This window comes from Chloroherpetonaceae bacterium (assembly GCA_033763895.1).
Classification (GTDB): Bacteria; Bacteroidota; Chlorobiia; order Chlorobiales; family Thermochlorobacteraceae; genus JANRJQ01.
Genome location: JANRJQ010000007.1, coordinates 94214 through 116847, shown reverse-complemented (window position 1 = coordinate 116847; position 22634 = coordinate 94214). Strand labels below are relative to the sequence as shown.

The following is a 22634-nucleotide window of genomic DNA, read 5'->3' as shown; positions in this document are numbered from 1 at the left end:
AAATAAAATCAAAACATTATTCGAATACTTTTTCAATTGGTATTTTAATCCCCGTTACTTCATCGGTTAATAAACCCGTAGAGATAACTTGCGGCTTCTGCTCATTGGGAGTGAATAAGGCTATTGATTGAAGAAATGGATTCACAAGCCAAAAAGACTTAACCCCGTTCAAAAAGTACCCTTTTAATTTTTCTTCAAATACTTCATACCCTTGCGAGGGCGAGGCGATTTCTATAACCGTTAATGGTGCAGTCGTGAGCTTTGTTTCATCATTGAGCCAATCAATCTTCATCTTTTCGCATATACAAAGATCAGGAACATACACTTGACCAGAAAACTCAAGTGAAAGCTCAGGCAATATTGAGAACTTTGTTCTATAGTCAGATAAGGCATAAAGCAAATTACTTTGGACTAAAGAGTGATTTTTACTTGGCATTGGTTTACCTCGCTCCAATTCGTATTGTGAGAGAATTTCGACGGTATCTTGCATAGTGCTCATTCCTTTCGTTTCATACATTACTCAGAATATAAAAACAGATAAATTCTTCCTCAAAGTTTTTTCAGCTTACAGTACTTCTTCGAATGTAACATTGGTTACAAAACTCAAGTTTCATTTAAGGTATTTTCATTGAGTTAATGCAATAAAAGAATAATTTTGAGTGAAGTACGTTATGGAGTTTGGAATTGAAGTCTTTGGGTTTATTGCAGCCGTGTTCATCGGGTTTTTCTTAGGACTGCTCGGTGGCGGTGGAAGTGTGCTTGCTGTTCCCGTTTTGGTTTATCTTTTTCATATCAAAGTAGCCCCAGCGATTACCTTTTCACTTTTGATCGTTGGTCTTGCAAGCGCTTTTGGGAGTATTCACTATTTCAAGGAAAAACTCATTGACCCAAAAAAGGCGCTGTATTTCGGATTGCCTTCAATACTGACAGTATCTTTAACTCGTTGGTTTATTGTTCCAAATCTCCCCGAATCTATTACGATTACAAATTCCTTTGCACTTTCGCAGCGGCAGTATCTTCTATTGATTTTCGCAATCCTGATGATGCTATCTGCCATAAAGATGATTCGCAAATCAGCAACATCAACGCATCAAAATTCATCTCCTGAATTTCCATTGCTTGCCTTATACGGCGTTGGTGTTGGGTTTATTACCGGCTTTATTGGGGTTGGTGGGGGATTTTTAATTGTCCCAGCTTTATATGCGTTTGGCAAAATGACAATGAAAGAAGCGATTGGAACTTCACTTGTTGTGATTGCACTGAATTCTTTGATCGGATTTTCAACCTCAATCGTACAAGACAGTCAAAATGATGGAATCTCTATTGGATTGATTTTCAGTATTCTGGCTTTTTCAGCTTTGGGTGTATTGATCGGAAACCTCATTTCAAAGCGAATTCAATCGGAAAAATTGAAACCCCTTTTTGGTTGGTTTATTCTGCTAATGGGGGCATTTATTCTTGGAAAAGAATTTTTATAAAAAAATGGCTTGTGTAACAAAAGTAACTGAAAAGCCTTTTTGGAAGCCGTAATATTGTGTCAAGAAATAGGAAACATAAATTTCAAAACTATGAAAATAGAGCAGATTTACACCGGATGCTTGGCACAAGGGGCCTACTATATTGTGAGTGGCAATGAAGCAGCTATTATTGATCCGCTTCGCGACCCGGCTCCTTACCTTGAACGATTGCAAAAAGATGGCGTGACATTGAAATATATTTTTGAGACGCATTTTCATGCGGATTTCGTCTCTGGTCATGTTGATCTTGCAAATAAAACCGGTGCAAAAATCATCTACGGTCCTAACGCTTCTTGCGGTTACAATTGCGTTAGCGCAACCGACGGTGAACTTTTCGAATTAGGTAACATTCGATTAAAAGTATTACACACACCGGGTCATACGATGGAAAGCTCTTGCTATTTGCTTTTGGATGAGCAAGGTCAAGAGAAAGCAGTGTTTACTGGAGATACACTTTTTATTGGTGATGTTGGTAGGCCCGATCTTGCTCAAAAAGCCACAGGGCTTACCCAAGAGCAACTTGCCGCGCATCTTTTTCATTCGCTTCGAACCAAACTAATGACTTTGAATGATGATGTTACGGTTTATCCCGGTCACGGTGCGGGAAGTGCATGCGGAAAAAATATGAGCAACGAAACGGTTTCAACGATTAGAATTCAAAAGAATACAAATTATGCTTTGCGAAGCAGCATGACTGAAAAGGAATTTATTGAAGAAGTCACGGCAGGGTTGCTTCCGCCACCACAATACTTCGGGTTTAATGTAAAGATGAATAAAGAAGGATATGCTTCGATAGAAAGTGTGATTTCGTATGCAGAAAAGGCTTTAACACCCAATGAATTTGAAGTTGCGGCTGAGTCGCTTCAAGCGTTGATATTAGATACACGGCACTCGAGTGAATTTTCAAAAGGGTTTGTTCCTCGCTCCATCAATATTGGGATTGATGGCGATTTCGCTCCGTGGGTAGGTACAATGCTGGTGGATGTGAAATTGCCGCTTTTGCTCATTACGGAGCCCGGGAGAGAAAGCGAAGTTGCAACAAGACTTGCGCGTGTCGGATTTGATAACATCATTGGTCACTTAAAGGGCGGTATTGTTGCGTGGAAAGAAGCAGAGAAAGAATTCGATGAAGTTCACCGAATCAGTGCTGAGCAATTTTCACGTGAATTCAAAGAAGGTGAGTCAAAAGTTTTGGACATTCGAAGAGAAAGCGAATATGCTGCAGAGCATGTTAGTGAGGCTTACAGCAGACCTTTAGCATACATTAATAATTGGGTTAAAGATATTCAGCCCAATGAACATTTCTACATTCATTGTGCCGGCGGGTATCGAAGCATGATTGCAGCTTCAATCTTGCTTTCTCGTGGCTATCGTAATTTTTCGGAGGTTGAAGGTGGATTTAATGCAATTGCAAAAACCGCCGTGAAACGAACCGATTATGTGTGTCAAAGCAAAGTTAAACTTTCATAAATCAATCAATCGAAGGAGAGAACAATGTTCGATTTTTTCAAAAACTTAGTTGGTGAATCAAACAATACAGCACTTGAAACAGCGGTAAAAAGCGGCGCATTTTTGGTTGATGTGCGTACACCTGCTGAGTTTTCAGAAGGTCATGTCAAAGGCTCAGTCAATATTCCGTTGGATACATTGCCGAGCAATTTGAAGAAGTTCAAGGAAAAAAATCAAATCGTGGTTTTTTGTAGAAGTGGAAATCGTAGCGGTCAAGCCAAGTCGTTTTTAGAGCAAAACGGTTTTAATAATGTAATCAACGGCGGCACTTGGCAAAATGTCAATCAATTTGTTCAAAATTAAATATCAAAAGTATGCCAAAGAATATGGGTTTAATTGATAAAGTGGCACGTGTTGCGCTTGCCCTCGTTGTAATTGCCTTGTATTTCGCAGGGACAATAACTGGTACTGCAGCTATCATTTTGCTTGTATTTGCAGGAGTTTTCATTGCAACAAGCTTGATGGGGAGTTGCCCTCTTTACATTCCATTCAATATTTCAACGAATAAAGAAGAGAAGTAACAATGAGCGAAGTAATTGCAGTTGAAAATATCAAATGCGGCGGGTGTATGAATACTATCCGCCGTTCCTTACTCAGATTGAGTGGCGTTTCAGGAGTAGAAATTGATCAGGAGCGCGATGAAGTTAAAGTTGAGGGTGAGTTCAAGAGAGACGAAGTTATTTATCTCTTACGTAAACTCGGTTACCCCGAAAAAGGCCATAACGACTTGTTGCACAAAGCTAAGTCTTATGTCAGTTGTGCCTTAGGCAAAGTCGAATAAACTTTGGCTTTTCAAAAACCATCGGATGAAATTCTATCATTTCAACGCTTTTAGTTTTCATTGTGCTAATCAAAATTTCCGAGTGGTTTAAGTTCATTACCTTTGTGTTTTAATTTAAAATTTAGATTTATGACAACAGCATTGACATTAGACTCCTTCAAATCAAAAGTCTTCAACTTTGAAGCCAATCAAGAATGGAAATTTGAAGGCGATAAACCTTGCCTCATTGATTTTTGGGCAGCGTGGTGTGGCCCTTGCCGCATGATTGCGCCGGTGCTCGAAGAGCTTTCGGAAGAGTACAAAGATCAAATCAATGTCTATAAAGTTGATACGGAATCGGAGCAAGATCTTGCCGCAATGTTCGGCATCCGCTCGATTCCTTCACTTCTATTTGTGCCGATGAACGGTCAACCGAAAATGGCAGCCGGCGCTTTGCCAAAAAATGCGTTGAAGGAAATCATCGAAAAGGAATTATTGGAGAGAAAAATCATTTTAGGATAATGTTCACTTTTGCAATGAAATATTGGAAGTTGATTGGTTTCAGTTTGCTTGGAGCAAGTGCGTGCTTTGCGTGCTATTACTTTATCGGTTGCGTAAGCGGTACATGCCCAATTACGAGCGACCCGTTTATAAGCACCGGATATGGCGCTACGATGGGTGCTTTATTTGGATGGGAATCAAAAACGATACAATCATGAAAAAAATTACATCGTGGATTTTACCGCTTGGCATTGCGGTTATTCTTGGCCTTTTAGTTTCAAAACTCATTCTTGGCTCAATGTCTTCCCCATCCCCAGAATCAGGGTCGTTTGGTGAAGCACCGCGGTTTCACCTTGTCGGTGTGAATGGGGAATCAATCGATCTTGATGCCCTCAAAGGTAAAGGGGTTATCGTCAACTTTTGGGCAACGTGGTGCGGGCCTTGCAAAGCTGAAATTCCGGCAATGATTGAACTGCAGAAAAAGTATCAGAACGATTTTACCTTTATTGGGCTTGCAGTCAATGACACCGAAGAAAAAGTTAATTATTACATTCAGCAAGATGGGATAAACTATCCCATTGCGATGGATAATGGAATCGGGCAGAACTACAGCCGATTGCTTAAAGGCGGCATGCGGGGAATACCCACATCTTTTGTCATCAATAAAACCGGTAAAATTATTGAGGTTCGCATCGGAACTGCAACCAAAGATGAGTTGGAAACAATGATTCAACAATCAATTTCGAATTGACACTAATCGAATTCCTAAAATTTTTATGGCAGTTCAACCCAGCGAGACATCGCTCAAAAAAATGTGGAAATATGTCGAACATTATTGGGCAAAGTCAGGCACTTTTCCACACCCAGATAAATCCATCACAGAAGTTGTCGTGAACGGATTAGCCCAGCATGTCGATGAACTCGGCAAGCCGCTATGCCCGTGTAATTTCTACCCCGATAAAAAGGCAGAAGCCGAAAAGCGTGAGTGGATTTGCGCCTGCAATGAAATGAAACTCTATAAATATTGCCACTGTCTTTTATTTGTCAATCAAGATGGGCTTCCGATTACGGAGTATTTGCCCGAAGATCATGAAGGGCGACAGGTGTATGGATTTATTAAAGACCCAATACCCGAAAAAGGACGTGAAGCAACCAAAGTCAAACATCCCGTTCACTAAACTATTTAATTAATCAAATCACAATCACAATGAAAGCCACTGTATCTTTTAACGGCAAATATCCAATGCGCGGTGTCAATGAAAGTGGAAACGAAACCCTCTTTGAACCTGCACCCGACCACGGCGGAAGCGGCAATATCGCCACGCCAATGGAAATCTTTCTTCAAGCTGCCGCGGCTTGTTCGATGGTGGATGTGATTTCAATTATTGAAAAAAAGCGAAAGCACATCACTGATTTAAAAATCGAATCCGAAGCCGAGCGATCGGAGGAACATCCGAAAGTATTTACGAAGATCAAACTTCGGTATATCCTCACCAGCCCTGACGCCGAACTTGCCGATTTAGAACGCGCCGTTGAACTTTCAATGACCAAGTATTGCAGCGTTTCGGGTACACTTAAAAAAGCAGGCTGCGAAGTCAGTTATGAATCTGAAGTAAAACGAGGATAGGCTTGTTTCATTTAAGGTTCTTCATTAATTTTTGAGAGAACCAACTTTTATGAATACCGTTAGTCACTTGTTCATTCCGCATTCACAACTGTCGCTTTTTGACACAGAAAATTTCTCTGAAATTCAATTTCACCAAGATGCCACCTTTGTTTACAAGCAAGGTGGCATTTCTATTGGTGTCTATGTCAATTTTTCTCCAAAAAGGCAGCGCACCGTCAATTTCAGAGTCGAAAAGCCCTATGCCGTTTCAGTTCAAGCGCCAATTCAAGCGACTAACAATGAAATTGAAGCGATGCTTCGGGCTCGCTTTGAATGGCTTCAGAGCAGTTGGAAAAAAGTGGCTTCCCGAACATATAGGTCTAAAGTCACTGACTTTGACTATGAGAATACAATTTCATTTCTTGGAATCGACTACATCCTAACCGTGGTAGAACGTGATGAAAAAATAATCCCAAACGATAAAGCGGTAACCGCCATTAAAGGAAAAAGGTTGGTGGTTTCAGTCAAGTCGGGTCTGACAAAAGAAGTAAGGGTAAGAAGAATCAAACAAAGCCTTAAGGAATGGCTTGCTACAAAAGCAGCAAAGATTTTAGCGAAGCGAACCAAAGATTTTGCGGCAAAAATGAATCTTTACTTTTCAAAGGTTACCATTGGTGATCAGAAATCACGGTGGGGAAGTTGCTCGCCTCATATCCGGTCCATTCGCTACAACTTGCGCGTGGCAATGTTACCGATTTCTCTTTTAGATTATATCGTTGTTCATGAACTTGCGCATCTCCGGCAAGCCAATCATTCAAAGGCTTTTTGGGCGGAAGTAGAAAAAATCCTTCCAGATTATCAACGAAGAAGAAAATGGCTAAGGTTTGAAGGAAAAGAACTTGAGTTATAAAATGGGAGTTAAAATAAAAAAGCCCCCGAAATCGGAGGCTATCCTATGAAGAAACAATACCCTACTTATCTCCAATCAGAACTGATGCGCCGCTGGTTTTACCGCCCATAAAAATCACTTTAGAATTCGGCGATTTCACAAGCTCTTGCATCGCTTTAATTTGTTCATATTGCAATTGACGATCATTTAAGGTGCTGCTAATAATGCGTTGATAGTCGGCAATCCCTTGCGCTTCTACACGTTTACGCTCGGCCTCCTGCTGCTCGCGTTGTAAAACAAATTGCATTTTTTGAGCATCTTGCTCCGCATTGATTTTCGCTTCAATTGCTTCTCTCACAGATCGAGGTAAAGAAATATTTCGTACGAGGAGCTCTTCCAAAATAATGCCGCGTCGTTCAAAGTCTTTGCGAATCCCTTCGAAGATGGTCGATTGAAAAATCTCACGCTTATCGGAGTATAACTCAACGGCAAAATAATTGGCAGCATTTTCCCGAATTCGCGTGCGAGCCGTTGGTGTAACAATAACATCCACATAAGCGGCACCGGCGCCGAGCTCTTTACGAATTTTTACAACTTGAGACGGGTCGAGCTTGTAGTTGAGTGTTAAATCTATCAACACAGAAAGCCCATCTTTAGAGAGTACTTCAATGGCACCACCGTTATTTCCATTTTCATCATTTTCACTCGAAGAAAAGGTAATTTTGCGTGTCTTTAAATCGAATTCATCAATCTTTGTGAAAGGCACCACAAAATTCGGTCCTTCAGTTAGAACCGTTTCTTTGATTCGCCCCAAAAAAACTTGAACACCCGCTGTTGTTGGCGAAATAATGATAAACGAAGAAAGTACTATCGAAAGTGCCACAAGCACAAAACCTGCAAACTTGAAAACGGTCGAATACCGTTGAAACCCCGGATTAAAGCCACTACCTAAAAAGCCAATAATTAATGCGATAATCCCAAAAAATAATGCGTAACCCATTTTATACGAACTGCGATTTGATTAAATATTTTAAGAAGAAAATTGAGAAGATGGAAATTTACCCATCAATTTAAGGACAAGAAATACAACCCCAACAAGAAGCGAGCCAATTAAACCCGCGGCTATATTACCCAATGAAGCAAAAAAAACCTGTTGAAAAGTAAAGTTAAAATTCATTTCGAAAAATGAATTGCTTATGATGAATGCAAGCGCAACAAGAAAAGTAAAAAAGAAACTTGTGGCGATACTTCCGGCTAATGAAACAAAGATGGTTTCCGTTGTACCCTTTGAAACCTTATCTTGCCTTTTCTTTCTTTTTTCACCAGTTGGGTCATATAGCCGATTAAATCCATAACCACCGAAGGCAACGGCGAAAAGAAAAACCGCATAGATTGGATAGGCTTTTAAGGATTCAATGAATGATGGTTCAAAAACCGGCATAAATGAAAAGTAGGACGGAAGTAAACTTAGGGCATAAATTGAAGTAATATAAAAAACAGTACCCCAAAAAAATGATACCGTAACCCAAAGCTTTGGGCTGTTATTTGCTGCTTGCTCTGCAAACATGTTAGAATTAGACATAATGTCTCCTCGGTTTTGGTCTAGCGCAAAAGTGCATAAATCGTAGTACGGAACATCGCCTTTGAAAAAGTTCTCTATCCAACAACAAAGGCTTCTTGTATAAAGTTAATGAAAGTGTAGATTTATTGATGTAAAAGTTCTTTAGTGAAAGAGCTTGTAGAATAAATTACGATTTGCCGCTATCAGAAAGAGATTGTAATTTATCGTATAGTGTGACTCTTTGCGGGTTGTGATATTATTGCTGCCTAAGCCGAGCAAGGATTACCCTGCTTTTTTTAATAAACCTAATCGGAGATACAACATGAGACTTTTGACCCGTTCAGACTTTGACGGCTTAATGTGTGCCGTTTTACTTAAAGAAGTGATTCAACTTGATTCAGTCGAATTTCATCACCCTAAAGACATGCAGGATGGAAAAGTAACCGTCACTGAAAAAGATGTAATCACCAATCTTCCATTTAACTCCAATGCGGGTCTATGGTTTGATCATCACTCAAGCGAAAGCAGCCGCTTCGATCTTGAAGAAGTGAGTTTCAAAGGGCGTTATGAAGTTGCTCCCTCGGCTGCTCGCGTTGTTTACAATTATTATGTGCAGCAAGGTCATGCAGAAAAATTCAAGAAGTATGATAAAATTTTGGTGGATGTCGATAAAGCCGATTCCGCGAATCTTACGCCCGAAGATGTGCTGACACCGAAAGGATGGATTTTACTTTCTTACTTAATGGATCCACGTACCGGCTTAGGAAAACAGCATGACTATGCCGTTTCAAACCGAGAATTGATGTTTAAATTGATTGATTGGATTCCCGAATATCTTCACAATCCTGAAGCACTTCTTGCCCTTCCTGATGTCAAAAGCCGTGTTGATCGTTATACACAAGACGAAAAGAATTTCAGAACCGAGCTTGAAAAACACTCCAGAGTTGAAGGCAATGTTGTGATTACAGATTTTCGTGGCGTAGAAACACCAATCGGAAATCGATTCCTTATTTACACTCTTTTCCCTAAAACCAACATTTCAGTTCGAGTAATGGATGGAAGAAAAGGTGAATTCTGCTCATTGGCGTTAGGACACAGTATCTTTAACCGCACATCAAAAACAGATGTTGGGGCATTAATGGCCAAATATGGCGGCGGTGGACATCGCGGTGCAGGCACTTGCCAACTTCCTTATTCTGAAGTTGATTCCAAACTTAGCGAAATCGTGGCGAAGATGAAGGCAGACGGATAATCTTTCACTGTTTTCAGTTGAATTTCAAATCAATAGAAAGGCGGGTAAATGACCCGCTTTTCTATTTTAAACAAAGCATACCTTATGCGGAAAAAGATAAATCTCGTCTGTTTTTATAAATATTCAATATCAGTCCAATCGCAATCATATTTGCAAAGAGAGAAGACCCGCCGTAAGACAAAAACGGAAGCGGAATTCCAATCACCGGCACGAGACCAATTGTCATTCCAACATTGACGATGATATGCCCTAAAAATAATGAGACAATTCCCGCGAGAACCATAATTGAAAATCGATTTTTAATCAACTGTGTGATTCGAACCACCCGCATCAAGAGCAGCATATAGGTAAGAAGAAGAACCGATGCCCCCAAAAAACCGAGTTCTTCGCCAATAACACAAAAAATAAAATCAGTCCATTGTGCAGGAATAAATTTCAATTGCGTTTGAGTTCCTTCCAAAAATCCTTTCCCAAAGAATCCACCACTACCAATTGCAACTTTTGCTTGCAAGGCATTATATCCGGCGCCTTGAGGGTCTGAGAGTGGGTCAAGAAAGGTTTGAATTCGCTTTAATTGGTGTGGCTTTAAAACGCGATTGGCCATATAATTGGCGGCAAAACTGGCCCCCAATCCTAAAAGTGGCGAAAGGGTTGAAAGCACAATATTCCTTCTAAGAGATAAAAGAACCAACAAAATCGCGATTGCAATCACAATCGCTCCCCAAAAATTCACGAAACCAACGAGGGTTAAAATCGCGGGCACAGCCAAAATCATGATGTAGTAAAAGTCAAATCCCGCAAGCACAATGAGCGGAACAATAAAAGTTAGATAGGTGAGTGCTGTTCCCGTATCAGGTTGAAGCATGATAAGTGAAACGGGAAGAAAAACGATAACCATTGCAATGATAAAATCTTTCGGGCGAGTGATATCGGTATCGCGGTGAGAGAGAAATTTTGCCAAAGCAGCAATCGTGGTGAATTTCGTTAGTTCAGAGGGTTGAAAGTTTCCTATACCAATCGAAACCCAACTAACAGAGCCTGCAATTTTTCGCCCTAAAATCAAAACAACGAGCAATCCTACAAGTGAAAGACCGTAAACCAAATAAGCCCAATCCTGAAAGAGCCGATATGGAAGGAAATACATAATGAAGATTGCTAAAGTCCCGAACCCAACCCACATCATTTGTCTTTTGAAAATCGTTATGGTTCCAACGCCGTTGCTTGCACTATAAACGGCAAGTAAGCCAAATGAAATGAGCACAATAGCGGAAACTAAAACGATGAAATCAAGTCTTTGCGAAAGTCTTCGAAAAAAATCAGAAAGAAAGTCCATTTCTTATCGGTTTATTTCTTATAACAAGTGAAATCAACTTATCTTAATTTGTTTTGAGGCAATGAATCTACATTTTTTTATGATTTTCATCGTCATACAACTTCAGCATTTTCCAAATCAATGGCGTCAATTTCGAAAAAAAACAGCCCTGAATCTCTTTCGGTCACCGAACTGACAATGAGCATGAAAGAGCTCTTGGAGGCAAATTATTCAAGTGTTCGAGTTCGCGGCGAAATTTCAAATTTTAAACTTGCGTCATCGGGTCATCTCTATTTTACCTTGAAAGATGAAGGCGCACAAATCCCGGCGGTGATGTGGCGAAGTGGCTTTGCGGCCCTCCCCAAAGAAATAAAAGAAAGCCTTGAAGATGGGCTTGAGGTTGTTGCAGCGGGTAAAATTGAAATTTATGCCCCGCACGGAAAGTATCAAATGATATGCAGCGGGCTTCGACCCGTAGGCGAAGGGTTTCTTCAAAGGGAATTTCAAAAGCTATTTGAACGATTAGAAAAAGAAGGCCTATTTGATGTGACTCGAAAAAAAACACTCCCGCAGTTGCCCTCACGAATTGGGATAGTGACCTCACCAACCGGAGCCGTGATTGAAGATATCTGCAATGTGTTTTCCCGTCGTTACCCCGGTTGCGATTTGGTGCTTGCCCCGGTTCGCGTTCAGGGTGAAGAAGCAGCAGATGAAATCGCTCGTGCCATACGATACTTCAACGGGTTAAAGGAAAATCGCCCTGATGCCTTGATTGTTGGGCGTGGCGGCGGCTCCTTAGAGGATTTATGGGCGTTTAATGAAGAGCGCGTCGCTCGTGCCATTTTTGAATCAAACCTTCCCATTGTCAGCGCCGTGGGTCATCAAACCGATTATACGATTGCCGACTATGTTGCAGATGTTCGTGCAGGAACGCCCTCAATGGCGGCAGAAATGCTTTCTCCGAGTTCATCTGAACTTGTGAGCGGAATGATTCAACTCCTTGCTAAGTCTCACCAACACTTGCGAGCAGAGTGGCGACATCGCGCCTCAGAAGTGATCGGCGTGGTGAGCAGTTATGGGTTTAATCGCCCTCAAACCGACTTAAACAAATGGCTTCAAACCCTTGATTATACCATTGATAGTAACGACCGTGCACTTCAAAATAAATTCAATGAATCAAAAGCATTGCTCAAGGCAACCCTTTCTGAATTAGAAGCGCTTTCGCCAGAAAAAGTGCTTCGAAGGGGTTACGCACTTATTCGCAAGAAGAATACAATTCTCCGAAAGTGTGACGATGCTACGCTAAAAGATCTTCTTGAAATTGAACTCAGTGACGGAACCCTTCTCTCAGAAGTGCAAGAAGTGAAAAAAAAGCCTTGAATTGAGCGAAATTCTCTTGATTTTCGCGTTTCACGGGGAACAAAAAGCAAGTTTAATTGCCCTTCTTTTCATATTTTAGACTATTCTACAATTATTCAATTTTTCAATGGCATCAACTACTTTGTCGCGTCAAAAAGCGGCGATTACTGCTACGGGCAAATATCTTCCTCCCGATATTTTAGACAACAAATTCTTTGAATCATACCTTGATACCAATGATGAATGGATTTTAACCCGAACCGGCATTTCCGAACGCAGAATATTGAAGGATAAAACCAAAGCCACGGCTTATATGTGCGCTGAAGTTTCGAAAAGCATTTTGCAAAAGAAGGGAATGAACCCGATGGATATTGATTTAATTATTGTCGCAACGGTCACTCCTGATATGTTTTTCCCCGCTACCGCATGCTTGGTTCAAGACATGATTGGTGCAAAGAAAGCGTGGGGTTTTGACCTCTCAGCCGCTTGCTCCGGGTTTACCTATGCCGTTACTGTGGGTGCGCAGTTTATCGAATCCGGAATGCATCAAAAAGTTTTAGTGATAGGTGGAGATAAAATGTCATCAATCATCAACTACAAAGATCGAAATAGTTGCATCCTTTTTGGTGACGGCGCTGCCGGCGTTTTACTCGAACCGGCTGAAGAGGGCTATGGTATTTTGGATGCGCGACTTTATTCCGATGGGGCAGGACAGGAGCATTTATATATGAAAGGGGGCGGAAGCTTAAATCCCTCGTCTCACGAAACCATCGATAATCAAATGCACTACCTCTATCAAGATGGGAAAGCGGTGTTCAAATCTGCTGTAACGGGAATGGCTGATACTGCCTTTGAAATGATGCAGCGCAATCACCTGAAAGCCGAAGACATTTCATATCTCGTTCCTCATCAAGCCAATCTTCGAATTATTTCAGCCACCGCAGAGCGAATGGGTATTGGGCTTGAGAAGGTGGGAATCAACATTCAAAAGTATGGTAATACTACCGCTGCAACCATTCCGCTTTGCCTCGCAGAACTTGACGAGCAGGGAAAACTCAAGCGAGGTGATAACCTTATCTTCGTTAGCTACGGCGCCGGTTACACTTGGGGCGGGGTTTATGTGAAGTGGCAATAATTTTTTCATAAGATTGAAACAACAATAAGTTCAAACAAAAAAACCAACATGAAAGCGCTGATTTTTCCGGGGCAAGGTTCACAGTATAAAGGGATGGGCAAAGATTTTTTTGAACGAGACGCAGAGTCCCGCAGAATTTTTGAAGAAGCATGTGATGTTTTGCAGTATAATCTTTCCGGCATCATGTTTGATGGTGACGAAGAAACCCTTAGACAAACCAAATACACACAGCCTGCTATTTTTTTGCACAGTTATGTTGCTTCAAAATTTGTGGATTTGAGTGATGTCACCGTTGTTGCAGGTCATAGCTTGGGTGAATACACGGCTGTTTGCGTTTCAGGAGCAATGTCTTTTAAAGATGCTCTGCTTGTGGTTCAAAAGCGTGGGGAATTAATGCAAGACGCGGGAGAGAAAATGCCGGGTTCGATGTGTGCCGTTGTTGGTCTTTCAGAAGAAAAACTTGAAGCACTTTTAGCCGAAGCCAATACAGTTGGGGTGATCCAAGCGGCTAATTTTAACAGCCCGGGTCAAGTGGTGCTTTCAGGTGAGGTGAATGCCATCAAAAAAGCACTTGAAGTGGCAAAGCCGATGGGGGCGAAGCTGGCCAAAGAGCTGACCGTTTCGGGTGCATTCCACTCGCCCTTGATGCACCGAGCCGAAGCGGAATTGAAAGCTGCGTTAGATTCAGTTTTCATACAGGATTCAAAAATTCCAATTTGTATGAATGTGAACGCGTTACCGGCTCACCACGGTGATGTAATTCGTGAAAATCTGCTGCTCCAACTTACCAGCCCGGTTTTGTGGCAGCAATCGATCGCTCATATTGTTCAACACGGTGGGAAAGAATTTGTTGAGGTCGGCCCGCAAAAAGTCTTACAAGGCCTTGTGAAGAGAATCGCTCCAACAGCGTTGCTGAGTGGTGTTGATACTTATGAAGAGGCTTTGCTTGCACGGCAAGTGACAAGTCAGTAAAATCACTGTTCAATTCAGCACGTTTCAAAATGAAAATGTGTTTCAGAAGGGTTATGTGTTAAAACAAATAATTTTTGAATGCAAAGTTCTACAAGCAGCGATTCTAAACTGAGTCAAAGTAAATCAATGAAACCCACTTCAACTAAATCCTCTGAAAATCCAAAAGGATTTAAGATGGAGCAGGATTTTGGTGCAAAACAAAATCAAAACCCTGCACCGGATAAAGTTTCAGGAAAAGCGTTTGATGGAATTTTGTTGCGTAGGCTTTTCGCGTATGTTTCTCCGAATAAAAACCTCTTTTTTCTTACGGTTGGCTTAACCATTACGGTGTCGTTGCTTTCTCCACTTCGCCCTTATATCACCAAAGTTGCGGTGGATGAGCATATCGCAAAAGGCAATATTGATGGGCTTTGGACGATGGCTCTTGTTTTATTGGGAATCATATTTGCTGAGTCAATCGCACAATTCGCCAATTCATATTTCACGCAGCTTTTAGGTCAAAAAGCGGTGATGGCCATTCGAATGGATATTTTCAAGCATTTGCAACGGCTTTCGCTAAAATTTTTTGATCGCAACCCGATTGGCCGCTTAATGACACGCGCAACGGGTGATGTTGAAACGCTCAACGAAATGCTTTCAAGCGGGTTGGTTTCGCTTTTTGGCGATCTTTTTCAACTCACCTTTATCGTGATTATGATGGTGATTTTGGATTGGAAACTCACGCTTGTTACAATGAGTGTTTTGCCCATCATGTTTTGGGCGACAATGATATTTAAGAAAAAAGTCAGAGTGGCCTATCAAGATGTTCGAACTGAAATTGCGCGCCTAAGTTCATTTTTGCAAGAGCATATCACTGGAATAGCAACGGTTCAGCTATTTAATCGTGAAGATCGCGAAAATGAAAAGCATCGTGAAATTAACGGTGCTCATCGCGATGCCAATATTCGCTCCGTTTTTTATTACTCGGTCTTTTATCCTTCTATTGAAATGCTAAGTGCTATCGCTTTAGGACTTATCCTGTGGCATGCCGGTGGCCGTGTTATCGATCATACGATTTCTTTGGGCATTGTGATTTCATTTGTTCAGTACATTGCTCTCTTCTTTCGCCCGCTCCAAGATCTCTCGGATAAATACAACATCATGCAAACTGCCATTACCAGTGCAGAGCGCATCTTCCAACTTTTAGATCAAAAGATTTTTATTCCTGAACCCGAGCATCCGAAAAGCTTAGAAAAAGTAAAAGGGAACATTGAATTCAGAGGCGTTTCGTTTGCGTACATCGATGAGAATTGGGTACTGAAAAACATTTCATTTGAAGCCAAGGCGGGAGAGAAAATTGCGCTGGTTGGCGCAACGGGCAGCGGAAAATCGACGATCATCAGCCTCCTTTCAAAATTTTATGAGTATCAAAAAGGAGACATTTTAATCGACGGAATCAATCTTAAGGAATTAAGAGAGCGAGATGTTCGGAGAAATTTTGGTGTGGTGCTCCAAGATGTATTTCTCTTTTCAGGCACGATTCGGGAGAATATTACCTTAGGTGATCCCTCCATTTCAGTTGAAAAAATGCTTGAGGCTACAAAACTCATCGGAGCGCATCAATTTATTTCACAATTGCCCGGCGGTTATGATTATAATGTTCAAGAGAGAGGCGGTGCGCTTTCTACAGGGCAAAGACAACTCATTTCTTTTGCTCGGGCGATGGTTTATGATCCAAAAATTATTGTGCTTGACGAAGCAACAAGCAGTGTTGACAATGAAACTGAAGCTATGATTGAACACGCGCTCGAAGAATTGATGAAAGGCAAAACAGCAATCATTATTGCCCATCGTCTTTCAACGATACAGCACGCCGATAAAATCATTGTGATGCATAAAGGGGAAATTCGAGAGATGGGCAATCACCAAGAACTTTTGAAAGAGCGTGGACTTTACCACAAACTGTATGAATTACAATATGCGGAGTCACTTGTAAAATGATTTTAATCTGAAGTAAGTTATGAATGATAGAGTTTTAAGAATGCTTTCATAAATGAAAAATTCTAATGATTGTTGGTAGAACTCCTTTCGAACCAAAATGATAGCCTGAAGCAATTCAGGCTTTTTTCTTTTAAGGAAATTTATTAAAATAAGAAGTTTTCATATTAGCCAATCAAAACCTCATAACTCGCACTTGTGAACTTCCTTATGAATAACACCAAAAATTATCAAATCAAATTTCTCTTTTGGCTTATCTCAGGATTTTTTTATTGCGAAAGTTTACATTCTCAAACATTCATAGATGGGAAAGTATATCAGCATAAAAAACCTTTTTGGGTAAAAGATATTGAATTTTCTAAAGAAGATTTGTCTAACTATAAGAGCGAGACAATTTATTTATTAAGAGATGTTCAGGTAAATGTAGAAACAGAAGAGGAGTACTTTCATTACGCTTCAAAAGTCAATAAACAAACAGCATTAAAAGATAATGCTCAAATAAGCTTTAGTTTTAGTGAATCATATCAAACACTAATAATTCATAATATTGATGTTTACCGTAATGGAAAAAAAATAAATAAATATAATAAGAAAAAAATTGAGATATTTCGAAGGGAACAAAACTTAAGTGATAATATATATGATGGCGAAAAAACGGCATCCGCAGTTTTAGAAGATATACAAGTTGGAGATATATTAGATTATTCTTTTACGATTAAAGGTAGAAATCCAATATTTAAAGGAAAATATTCAGACAGTTACCCTCTTACTTTTTCCAGATTTCTAATAAAGAATTATTTAAGAATTCTGTACGATAAAAATAGAGCTATAAAATATGAAATTAAAAATGCTGAACAATATAAAGAAACTGTTTCTCTTAATGGGAATTTATTTGAAAAAGAGTGGATAGGAGTTAACATTCCACAAATTGAAGAGGAGGAAAATACTCCAGATTGGTTCACACCTTATGGAAATATTTACTTTTCTGAGTTCAGTTCTTGGTCAGATGTTTTAGATTGGGCAACCGGTATTTATCGTATTCCATATTCTAACACAAATTTAGTAAAAAAAGTAAATGAGATTAAACAAAAATTTAATGCTCCTGAAAAGCAGATTTTAGAAGTAATACGATTTGTTCAAGACGATATCCGCTATCTTGGAATTGAAATTGGAGAGAATTCTCACAAACCGCAAGAGCCGGAGAAAACAATAACTAATCGATATGGTGATTGTAAAGATAAGTCTTTACTGTTAGTAGAGTTGTTGAATTTATTGGGTCATAAAGCATACCCAGCTTTTGTGAATACTTATAATGGTATTAAGTTAAATGAATACTTGCCTTCATCAACACTTTTTAATCATGCAATTTGCCTTTTAGAGTTTGATGGCTCAAAATATTGGATAGATGCAACAATGACATTACAGAGAGGGGCACTTTGGAATCGAGAAAATCCTCCTTATGGTTACGCATTAGTTCTAGGTGATAGTTCTAAAGGACTTACTTTTATTAATGATAATGGTTCTCGGGGTACTAAAGTTGTTGTTACAGAGAACTGGTCATTAAATGAAAATAACCCGGATAAACTAAATCTTGCTGTCAATACACAGTTTTTTGGTCAAAATGCAAGAAATACAAGACGATATTTTCAATCTTTTGAAAAAAGTGAAATAAAGAAGGAGTACGAAGCCTTTTATGAAAGATACTATGAAGGAGTAGAATTAATTGACGAGGTTGAGATAACAGATAATGAAGAAGATAATATAATTACAGTTAATGAGGTTTATTTAGTTGATAAAGAGAGTGTATTTAATGATGCTGAAAATGAGGATATTGCACAAATTGCTGCATCAAGTTTGATTTCATATATCCCTAAAATTCATAGCGGAAAAAGAAAAATGCCCTTTCGACTTGAGTATCCTTCTAAAATTATTTATTCGATAAACATTAACTTTCCTGTTTATTATTTTATAAATAATTCTATAAAAATCAATAGCCCTCATATTTTATTTAATCAATCAGTGAATTTTTATGGTAATAAAATGAACATTTTTTATGAATTTCATACCAAGTCAGACTTTGTACAGCCTGAGTCATTTTTAGAGTTTAGAAGGGACGTTGAGAAGATTAATAATGTTACTTCATATAAATTCCAAAGAAATATAAAATTTTCAGATTCCACTCAAGATGGATTAAATAGATTTCAAGAGTTTTTGATGTTTGCATTAATTTTTATATTTCCCCTTAGTGCATTATCGCTAATTTTCTATTTAATTAGAGAAAAAAACGATTTAAAGCCTGATCAATACCATATCGAATTTATAAAAAATAAAAATGGAATTAATGATTTAAGAAAAGCCACAGAACTTTATTATAATTCAAAAAGCATTTCAACACCACTTTTATTACTCTTGATTCTATCTTTGCTGGCTATCGGTTTAAATTTTATAAATTATATCGCGTACTTAATTGTTGGACTTGGAGATGAATCTGTTCAATCCATTCAAAATAAATTTAATCGAGGTAGTATAGATTTTCAAGTGATTTCTATTATGATTATTGCCTTGCTGCGATTGGCTGTGTGTTTTTTCTCTTTATTTGTGATTTATTTTTTCTTAGTGAGGCATCGATTTACAAAATATATTTATTATATTTTTTGGTCACTTGTATTGTCAACGTCTGTCCTGACAATATTGATGTTAAACTTTAGTGTTGAATTTGATAAAATTGATAAAGGAAATGTTCAAAATTTCCTATTTGTTGAATTATTTTTATGCTTTATCTCTATTTTATTGATATTGTATTCCAATAAATTTTCTCAAATTATTTTTTTTAGTGAAAGCCATAATCGAAATTTAGTATAATTTTTTATGTTTTATTATTTTTTTGAAACTGAATTGCAGTAATGTCAAATCTAGTATTCATTTTCAAATGAAAAGTTTGATACCAGAAGATTCAAATTTTTGAATTCGATTTCATTTCAATCATAAAATCACAACGCATTCGTTTCCTTCACTATAAGTTTCTCTTCACTGAAGTAGTTAATTTTGATTCTATATTATTTCAGTAATGTATCGACACCTAATGGGAGTTTTTTTTGAACCTGATTATGATATGTTTCTAACCTTTTATATTAAGTTATATTCATCCGATAAATTTATTTCACTTGCATAAAAAAATTCAATTCAAGTGATTTATTTTTTATTTTCGCTTGAGATTTCATATTTATCCACTTGTTACCTCGTAGCGGGGTAATGTTCTTTTTCTATTTGATTTTGTCTTTTAAATATTATAATCGAAGATTTTTACAACGATTCGATTTCCATCTTAATTAAATTTCTTATCTTAATGCAATTTCCGGCATTTAGATACTGGAAATGAATAAATCGAGCGGTTTTCCTCAATATTGAAAGAAACCACGACCTCTATAGGCTTGGAGAAGATTTCCCCTAATGGCTTGGCGATGAAAACTTGTTGGCTTAGTCAAAATGAGATGTTGGCTTTCTTGCGTTGACTTCCTAGCTTTCTCAAGTTGACTTGTTGGCTTGGAAACGCTAACTTCTAAGCTTTGAGGAATTCTTCACACCTATGATTGAAACTCGACCCGCCTTCTTCAATGTTTCGTTAATTTTGAAATTCGATTTTAGCAAACTTATTGCTTACTTTTTACATTATCATTGACCACAAGTCTATCGAACATCGATTAATTTCGGTTTGAATTAACTATTTTCATAAAAAATATTGAGAATTTGTCGATTAATTCACCATTGGTTACAAAACTTATGAGAAGAGCGTATTGGGTTTTCGTTTTGGTTTTTTCATTTTCTGTGGTAAAAGCGCAATCAACCTCTGTTCCAACAGATAGTTTGTTAAAGTTGGGTATTGTAAGGCTAAATTCGGGCGCAAATAAACAAGCGATTTTGGATTTTACTACGGTTTTACAACAAGATCCAAAAAACTATCAAGCCCTTATGAAACGAGGGGAAGCGCGTCGAATGATCCTTGATTCCTTAGGTTCGTTGTATGATTTTTCCACTGTTATAAAAATATATCCCGATAGTGCTGAACCATTTTTTCAACGAGCACTTTGTTACAAAGTGGTAGGCAGTTATATCGAAGCACAGATTGAATTGAACCAAGCCGTTGCTATGGCTCCGAATAATTCAAACTACTTGTATGAACGCGGTCTAAACCGAATCGTTCTGAAAGAATATGAATTAGCCATTGCTGATTTTACCGAGTTTTTGAAATTAAGACCACAACATCCCAAAGCGCTTTACAACCGCGGTTACTGTTATTATCAAATCCAAAAGCCCGAACCGGCAGTGATGGATCTCTCTGAATCAATAGTGATTGAACCTTCACCGGAAGCCTATTTTCAAAGAGCACTGATCAAGCAATACTATAAAAAGTATAATGATGCGATTTTGGATTTTGACAATGCCATCAACCTCGACCCCAACTATGATGAAGCCAAATATGCACGAGGAATTCTTCTTGCCAATACCGGAAACAACCAAGGGCTGAAAGACCTTGCCGATATTGGACTCGCGGGGTATCAAAAAGCAGCAGATGCACTTCGCAGATACCGTGACACCCAGCGCGATTCGATGATGGTTTATCAAGTGCCCGAAATCGTAGTTGAAGCAATGAAACCGGAATATCAAGAAGCCGTTGCGACGACGAAAAAACTTGCCCAAATCAGCAATACTGCGATTAACTTTTTCGTCTCAACACCCTTGGGTAAATTTGACGGTCAAACCCATCCGCTTCTCAGAACAGATGGCCCGGATAACTTACCGGGACAGTGGACAATCAATGAAGGTCAGTGTAACCCAAGTATCATTCAAACACAAGGGTCTTCAAGGCTTAGTATTTATTGCATTGTCTATATCCTCCGTCAAAAAGTAGATAAACTTAAAGACCCACAGGCTGATAAACTGATGCGCGAAGTTGAAGATTATCTAAATCAAATCGATAATGTGAGAGTCACAGTACCAGCAAATGAGCGAAATACACCGGAACAATTGGGGAGAACTCGTGAATTGGTGATTCAAATTCAAGTGGCAATTGGACGGCTTCAAAGTCGAATGAATAAAATTCAGGAGCTTACCGCCAATATGCAATAGAGAAATTAATTTTTATCACCGATTTGCATTTATAAATTTTGTAAACTTGTTGAAGCTTTTAGTCACATAGTTTTCTTTTCTGATGGATAAAATTAAAGTGGGTGTTATCGGGCTCGGCGCGATTTCACAAGTCACACATCTTCCGATTCTTTCTAAACTCCCGAATGTTGAATTAACCGCACTCTGCGATATTGAATATGGCCGAGCGAAACTTGTTGGGGAAAAGTATAAGGTCAAAAAAGTCTTTAAGGATTATCAAGAAGTATTGGCAAGCCCCGATGTTGATGCCGTTATTATTGCCACGCCAACCAATACGCATAAAGCCATTACGCTTCAAGCCATAAAGGAAAAAAAGCATGCGCTAATCGAAAAGCCTCTTGCCAGAACTGCTAAAGAAGCAAAGGAAATTATCGACGCTTTAGGCAAGCAAGATATTAAGATGATGGTAGGGATGAATCAACGTTTCCGCCCCGATGCAATGGTACTGAAGAGTTTCATTCAAGGCGGAGAAATTGGTGATGTCTTTTTTGTGAAAGCCGGTTGGCTTAAGAAAAATCCGGTTGACAGGCAGTGGAAAACCAAGAAAGAGCTTTCGGGCGGCGGTGTCATTTTGGATTTGGGCATTATGGTCATTGACCTTGCCTTATGGCTCTTGAATTTTCCGGAGCCCCTTTCGGTCTCTGCTGTTAATTTTGAACGCGATGGAAAAGAAACGGCTGCAAGCGTTGAAGACTTTTCCTCCGTCTTGGTTCGGCTAAAAAACGGGCAAGCCATTACCATTGAAACCGGATGGAATTTTGAGGTAGATTCAGATTTGCTTTACTGCAATGTGTATGGCAGAGACGGATTCGCGCGTGTTTATCCATTGAAGTTCCACAAGAAAGTACACGATAACCTTGTCAATGTTACGCCCGAAAAAATCGGCTCGCTTGAAGACATTTACAAGCGTTCATACACAAACGAACTTCGCCATTTCTTGGATGCCGTGATGGGGCTTTATCCCATTAGTTCAACGCTGAAAGAAGCGTATGAACGGATGCAAATTGTTGAAGCAATTTATAAATCATCGCACACCAAAAAAGAAGTTAAGCTCTAATAGTGGTAAAGATTTGATGGTGGTTATGCGATGGGTTACTTTCCCCCAATTTCTCCCCAAT

Annotated in this window: 23 protein-coding genes; 19 read left to right on the top strand and 4 right to left on the bottom strand. The window is 39.1% G+C overall.

What is annotated here, in order from left to right; translation table 11 throughout:
• Nucleotides 1-16: 16 nt before the first annotated feature.
• Entirely contained in the window at nucleotides 17-490 is a 474-nt protein-coding gene (locus tag SFU91_05545; protein MDX2128482.1) for a Uma2 family endonuclease, read from the bottom strand.
• Nucleotides 491-659: 169 nt separating this feature from the next.
• On the opposite strand from SFU91_05545, the gene SFU91_05540 reads away from it, so the two are divergent.
• The 11 genes from SFU91_05540 to SFU91_05490 all read left to right on the top strand — a co-directional run bounded on the left by SFU91_05540 (nucleotide 660) and on the right by SFU91_05490 (nucleotide 6803).
• Nucleotides 660-1478, top strand: a complete 819-nt coding sequence (locus SFU91_05540) for a sulfite exporter TauE/SafE family protein (protein MDX2128481.1) — start codon at nucleotides 660-662, stop codon at nucleotides 1476-1478.
• 90 nt (nucleotides 1479-1568) lie between these two features.
• A complete protein-coding gene (locus SFU91_05535; protein ID MDX2128480.1) occupies nucleotides 1569-2987 on the top strand; it encodes an MBL fold metallo-hydrolase in 1419 nt (472 codons plus the stop codon).
• 24 nt (nucleotides 2988-3011) lie between these two features.
• Nucleotides 3012-3329: a rhodanese-like domain-containing protein gene (locus SFU91_05530; protein ID MDX2128479.1), complete on the top strand. Its 318-nt coding sequence runs from the start codon at nucleotides 3012-3014 to the stop codon at nucleotides 3327-3329.
• An 11-nt stretch (nucleotides 3330-3340) separates the two neighbouring features.
• Nucleotides 3341-3547, top strand: a complete 207-nt coding sequence (locus SFU91_05525; GenBank protein ID MDX2128478.1) for a DUF2892 domain-containing protein — start codon at nucleotides 3341-3343, stop codon at nucleotides 3545-3547.
• Between the two features lie 2 nt (nucleotides 3548-3549).
• The gene (locus tag SFU91_05520; GenBank protein ID MDX2128477.1) at nucleotides 3550-3807 is read left to right on the top strand and encodes a heavy metal-associated domain-containing protein; all 258 of its coding nucleotides are present in this window, start codon (nucleotides 3550-3552) and stop codon (nucleotides 3805-3807) included.
• Nucleotides 3808-3936: 129 nt separating this feature from the next.
• On the top strand, nucleotides 3937-4308 hold the full coding sequence (trxA, locus tag SFU91_05515) for a thioredoxin (GenBank protein ID MDX2128476.1): 372 nt from the start codon (nucleotides 3937-3939) through the stop codon (nucleotides 4306-4308).
• The gene (locus SFU91_05510; protein MDX2128475.1) at nucleotides 4308-4505 is read left to right on the top strand and encodes a DUF6132 family protein; all 198 of its coding nucleotides are present in this window, start codon (nucleotides 4308-4310) and stop codon (nucleotides 4503-4505) included. Before trxA ends, SFU91_05510 begins: the two co-directional genes overlap by 1 nt.
• Entirely contained in the window at nucleotides 4502-5038 is a 537-nt protein-coding gene (locus tag SFU91_05505) for a TlpA disulfide reductase family protein (protein MDX2128474.1), read from the top strand. The genes SFU91_05510 and SFU91_05505 overlap by 4 nt, the downstream gene beginning before the upstream one ends.
• A gap of 25 nt (nucleotides 5039-5063) precedes the next feature.
• Nucleotides 5064-5465, top strand: a complete 402-nt coding sequence (locus SFU91_05500; GenBank protein MDX2128473.1) for a ferredoxin-thioredoxin reductase catalytic domain-containing protein — start codon at nucleotides 5064-5066, stop codon at nucleotides 5463-5465.
• Between the two features lie 29 nt (nucleotides 5466-5494).
• Complete coding sequence (locus tag SFU91_05495) at nucleotides 5495-5914, top strand: OsmC family protein (GenBank protein ID MDX2128472.1); 420 nt, start codon at nucleotides 5495-5497, stop codon at nucleotides 5912-5914.
• A 49-nt stretch (nucleotides 5915-5963) separates the two neighbouring features.
• Nucleotides 5964-6803 (top strand): SprT family zinc-dependent metalloprotease, encoded by an 840-nt coding sequence (locus SFU91_05490; GenBank protein ID MDX2128471.1) that lies wholly within the window; start codon nucleotides 5964-5966, stop codon nucleotides 6801-6803.
• 61 nt (nucleotides 6804-6864) lie between these two features.
• Here the strand turns inward: SFU91_05490 and SFU91_05485 are convergent, their stop codons facing one another.
• Entirely contained in the window at nucleotides 6865-7782 is a 918-nt protein-coding gene (locus SFU91_05485) for a prohibitin family protein (protein ID MDX2128470.1), read from the bottom strand.
• Nucleotides 7783-7812: 30 nt separating this feature from the next.
• Nucleotides 7813-8364, bottom strand: a complete 552-nt coding sequence (locus SFU91_05480; GenBank protein ID MDX2128469.1) for a hypothetical protein — start codon at nucleotides 8362-8364, stop codon at nucleotides 7813-7815.
• Between the two features lie 301 nt (nucleotides 8365-8665).
• Here SFU91_05480 and SFU91_05475 point away from each other — a divergent pair, with 301 nt between their 5' ends.
• Nucleotides 8666-9595 (top strand): exopolyphosphatase, encoded by a 930-nt coding sequence (locus SFU91_05475; GenBank protein MDX2128468.1) that lies wholly within the window; start codon nucleotides 8666-8668, stop codon nucleotides 9593-9595.
• An 82-nt stretch (nucleotides 9596-9677) separates the two neighbouring features.
• Here the strand turns inward: SFU91_05475 and rodA are convergent, their stop codons facing one another.
• Nucleotides 9678-10928 carry a rod shape-determining protein RodA gene (rodA, locus tag SFU91_05470; GenBank protein ID MDX2128467.1) on the bottom strand — a complete coding sequence of 417 codons (1251 nt, stop codon included), beginning with the start codon at nucleotides 10926-10928 and terminating at the stop codon, nucleotides 9678-9680.
• 120 nt (nucleotides 10929-11048) lie between these two features.
• Between rodA and xseA the strand changes: the two genes are divergently transcribed.
• From xseA to SFU91_05435, 7 genes are all read left to right on the top strand, one after another.
• Nucleotides 11049-12287, top strand: a complete 1239-nt coding sequence (gene xseA, locus SFU91_05465) for an exodeoxyribonuclease VII large subunit (protein ID MDX2128466.1) — start codon at nucleotides 11049-11051, stop codon at nucleotides 12285-12287.
• A 106-nt stretch (nucleotides 12288-12393) separates the two neighbouring features.
• Nucleotides 12394-13401 (top strand): beta-ketoacyl-ACP synthase III, encoded by a 1008-nt coding sequence (locus SFU91_05460; protein MDX2128465.1) that lies wholly within the window; start codon nucleotides 12394-12396, stop codon nucleotides 13399-13401.
• Between the two features lie 48 nt (nucleotides 13402-13449).
• Nucleotides 13450-14373, top strand: coding sequence for an ACP S-malonyltransferase (gene fabD / locus SFU91_05455; GenBank protein ID MDX2128464.1), 924 nt, complete (start codon nucleotides 13450-13452; stop codon nucleotides 14371-14373).
• Between the two features lie 126 nt (nucleotides 14374-14499).
• Entirely contained in the window at nucleotides 14500-16353 is a 1854-nt protein-coding gene (locus SFU91_05450) for an ABC transporter ATP-binding protein (protein ID MDX2128463.1), read from the top strand.
• A 207-nt stretch (nucleotides 16354-16560) separates the two neighbouring features.
• Complete coding sequence (locus tag SFU91_05445) at nucleotides 16561-19212, top strand: DUF3857 domain-containing protein (protein ID MDX2128462.1); 2652 nt, start codon at nucleotides 16561-16563, stop codon at nucleotides 19210-19212.
• Nucleotides 19213-20130: 918 nt separating this feature from the next.
• Entirely contained in the window at nucleotides 20131-21477 is a 1347-nt protein-coding gene (locus SFU91_05440; protein ID MDX2128461.1) for a tetratricopeptide repeat protein, read from the top strand.
• Between the two features lie 82 nt (nucleotides 21478-21559).
• Nucleotides 21560-22573: a Gfo/Idh/MocA family oxidoreductase gene (locus SFU91_05435; GenBank protein MDX2128460.1), complete on the top strand. Its 1014-nt coding sequence runs from the start codon at nucleotides 21560-21562 to the stop codon at nucleotides 22571-22573.
• Nucleotides 22574-22634: the final 61 nt, after the last annotated feature.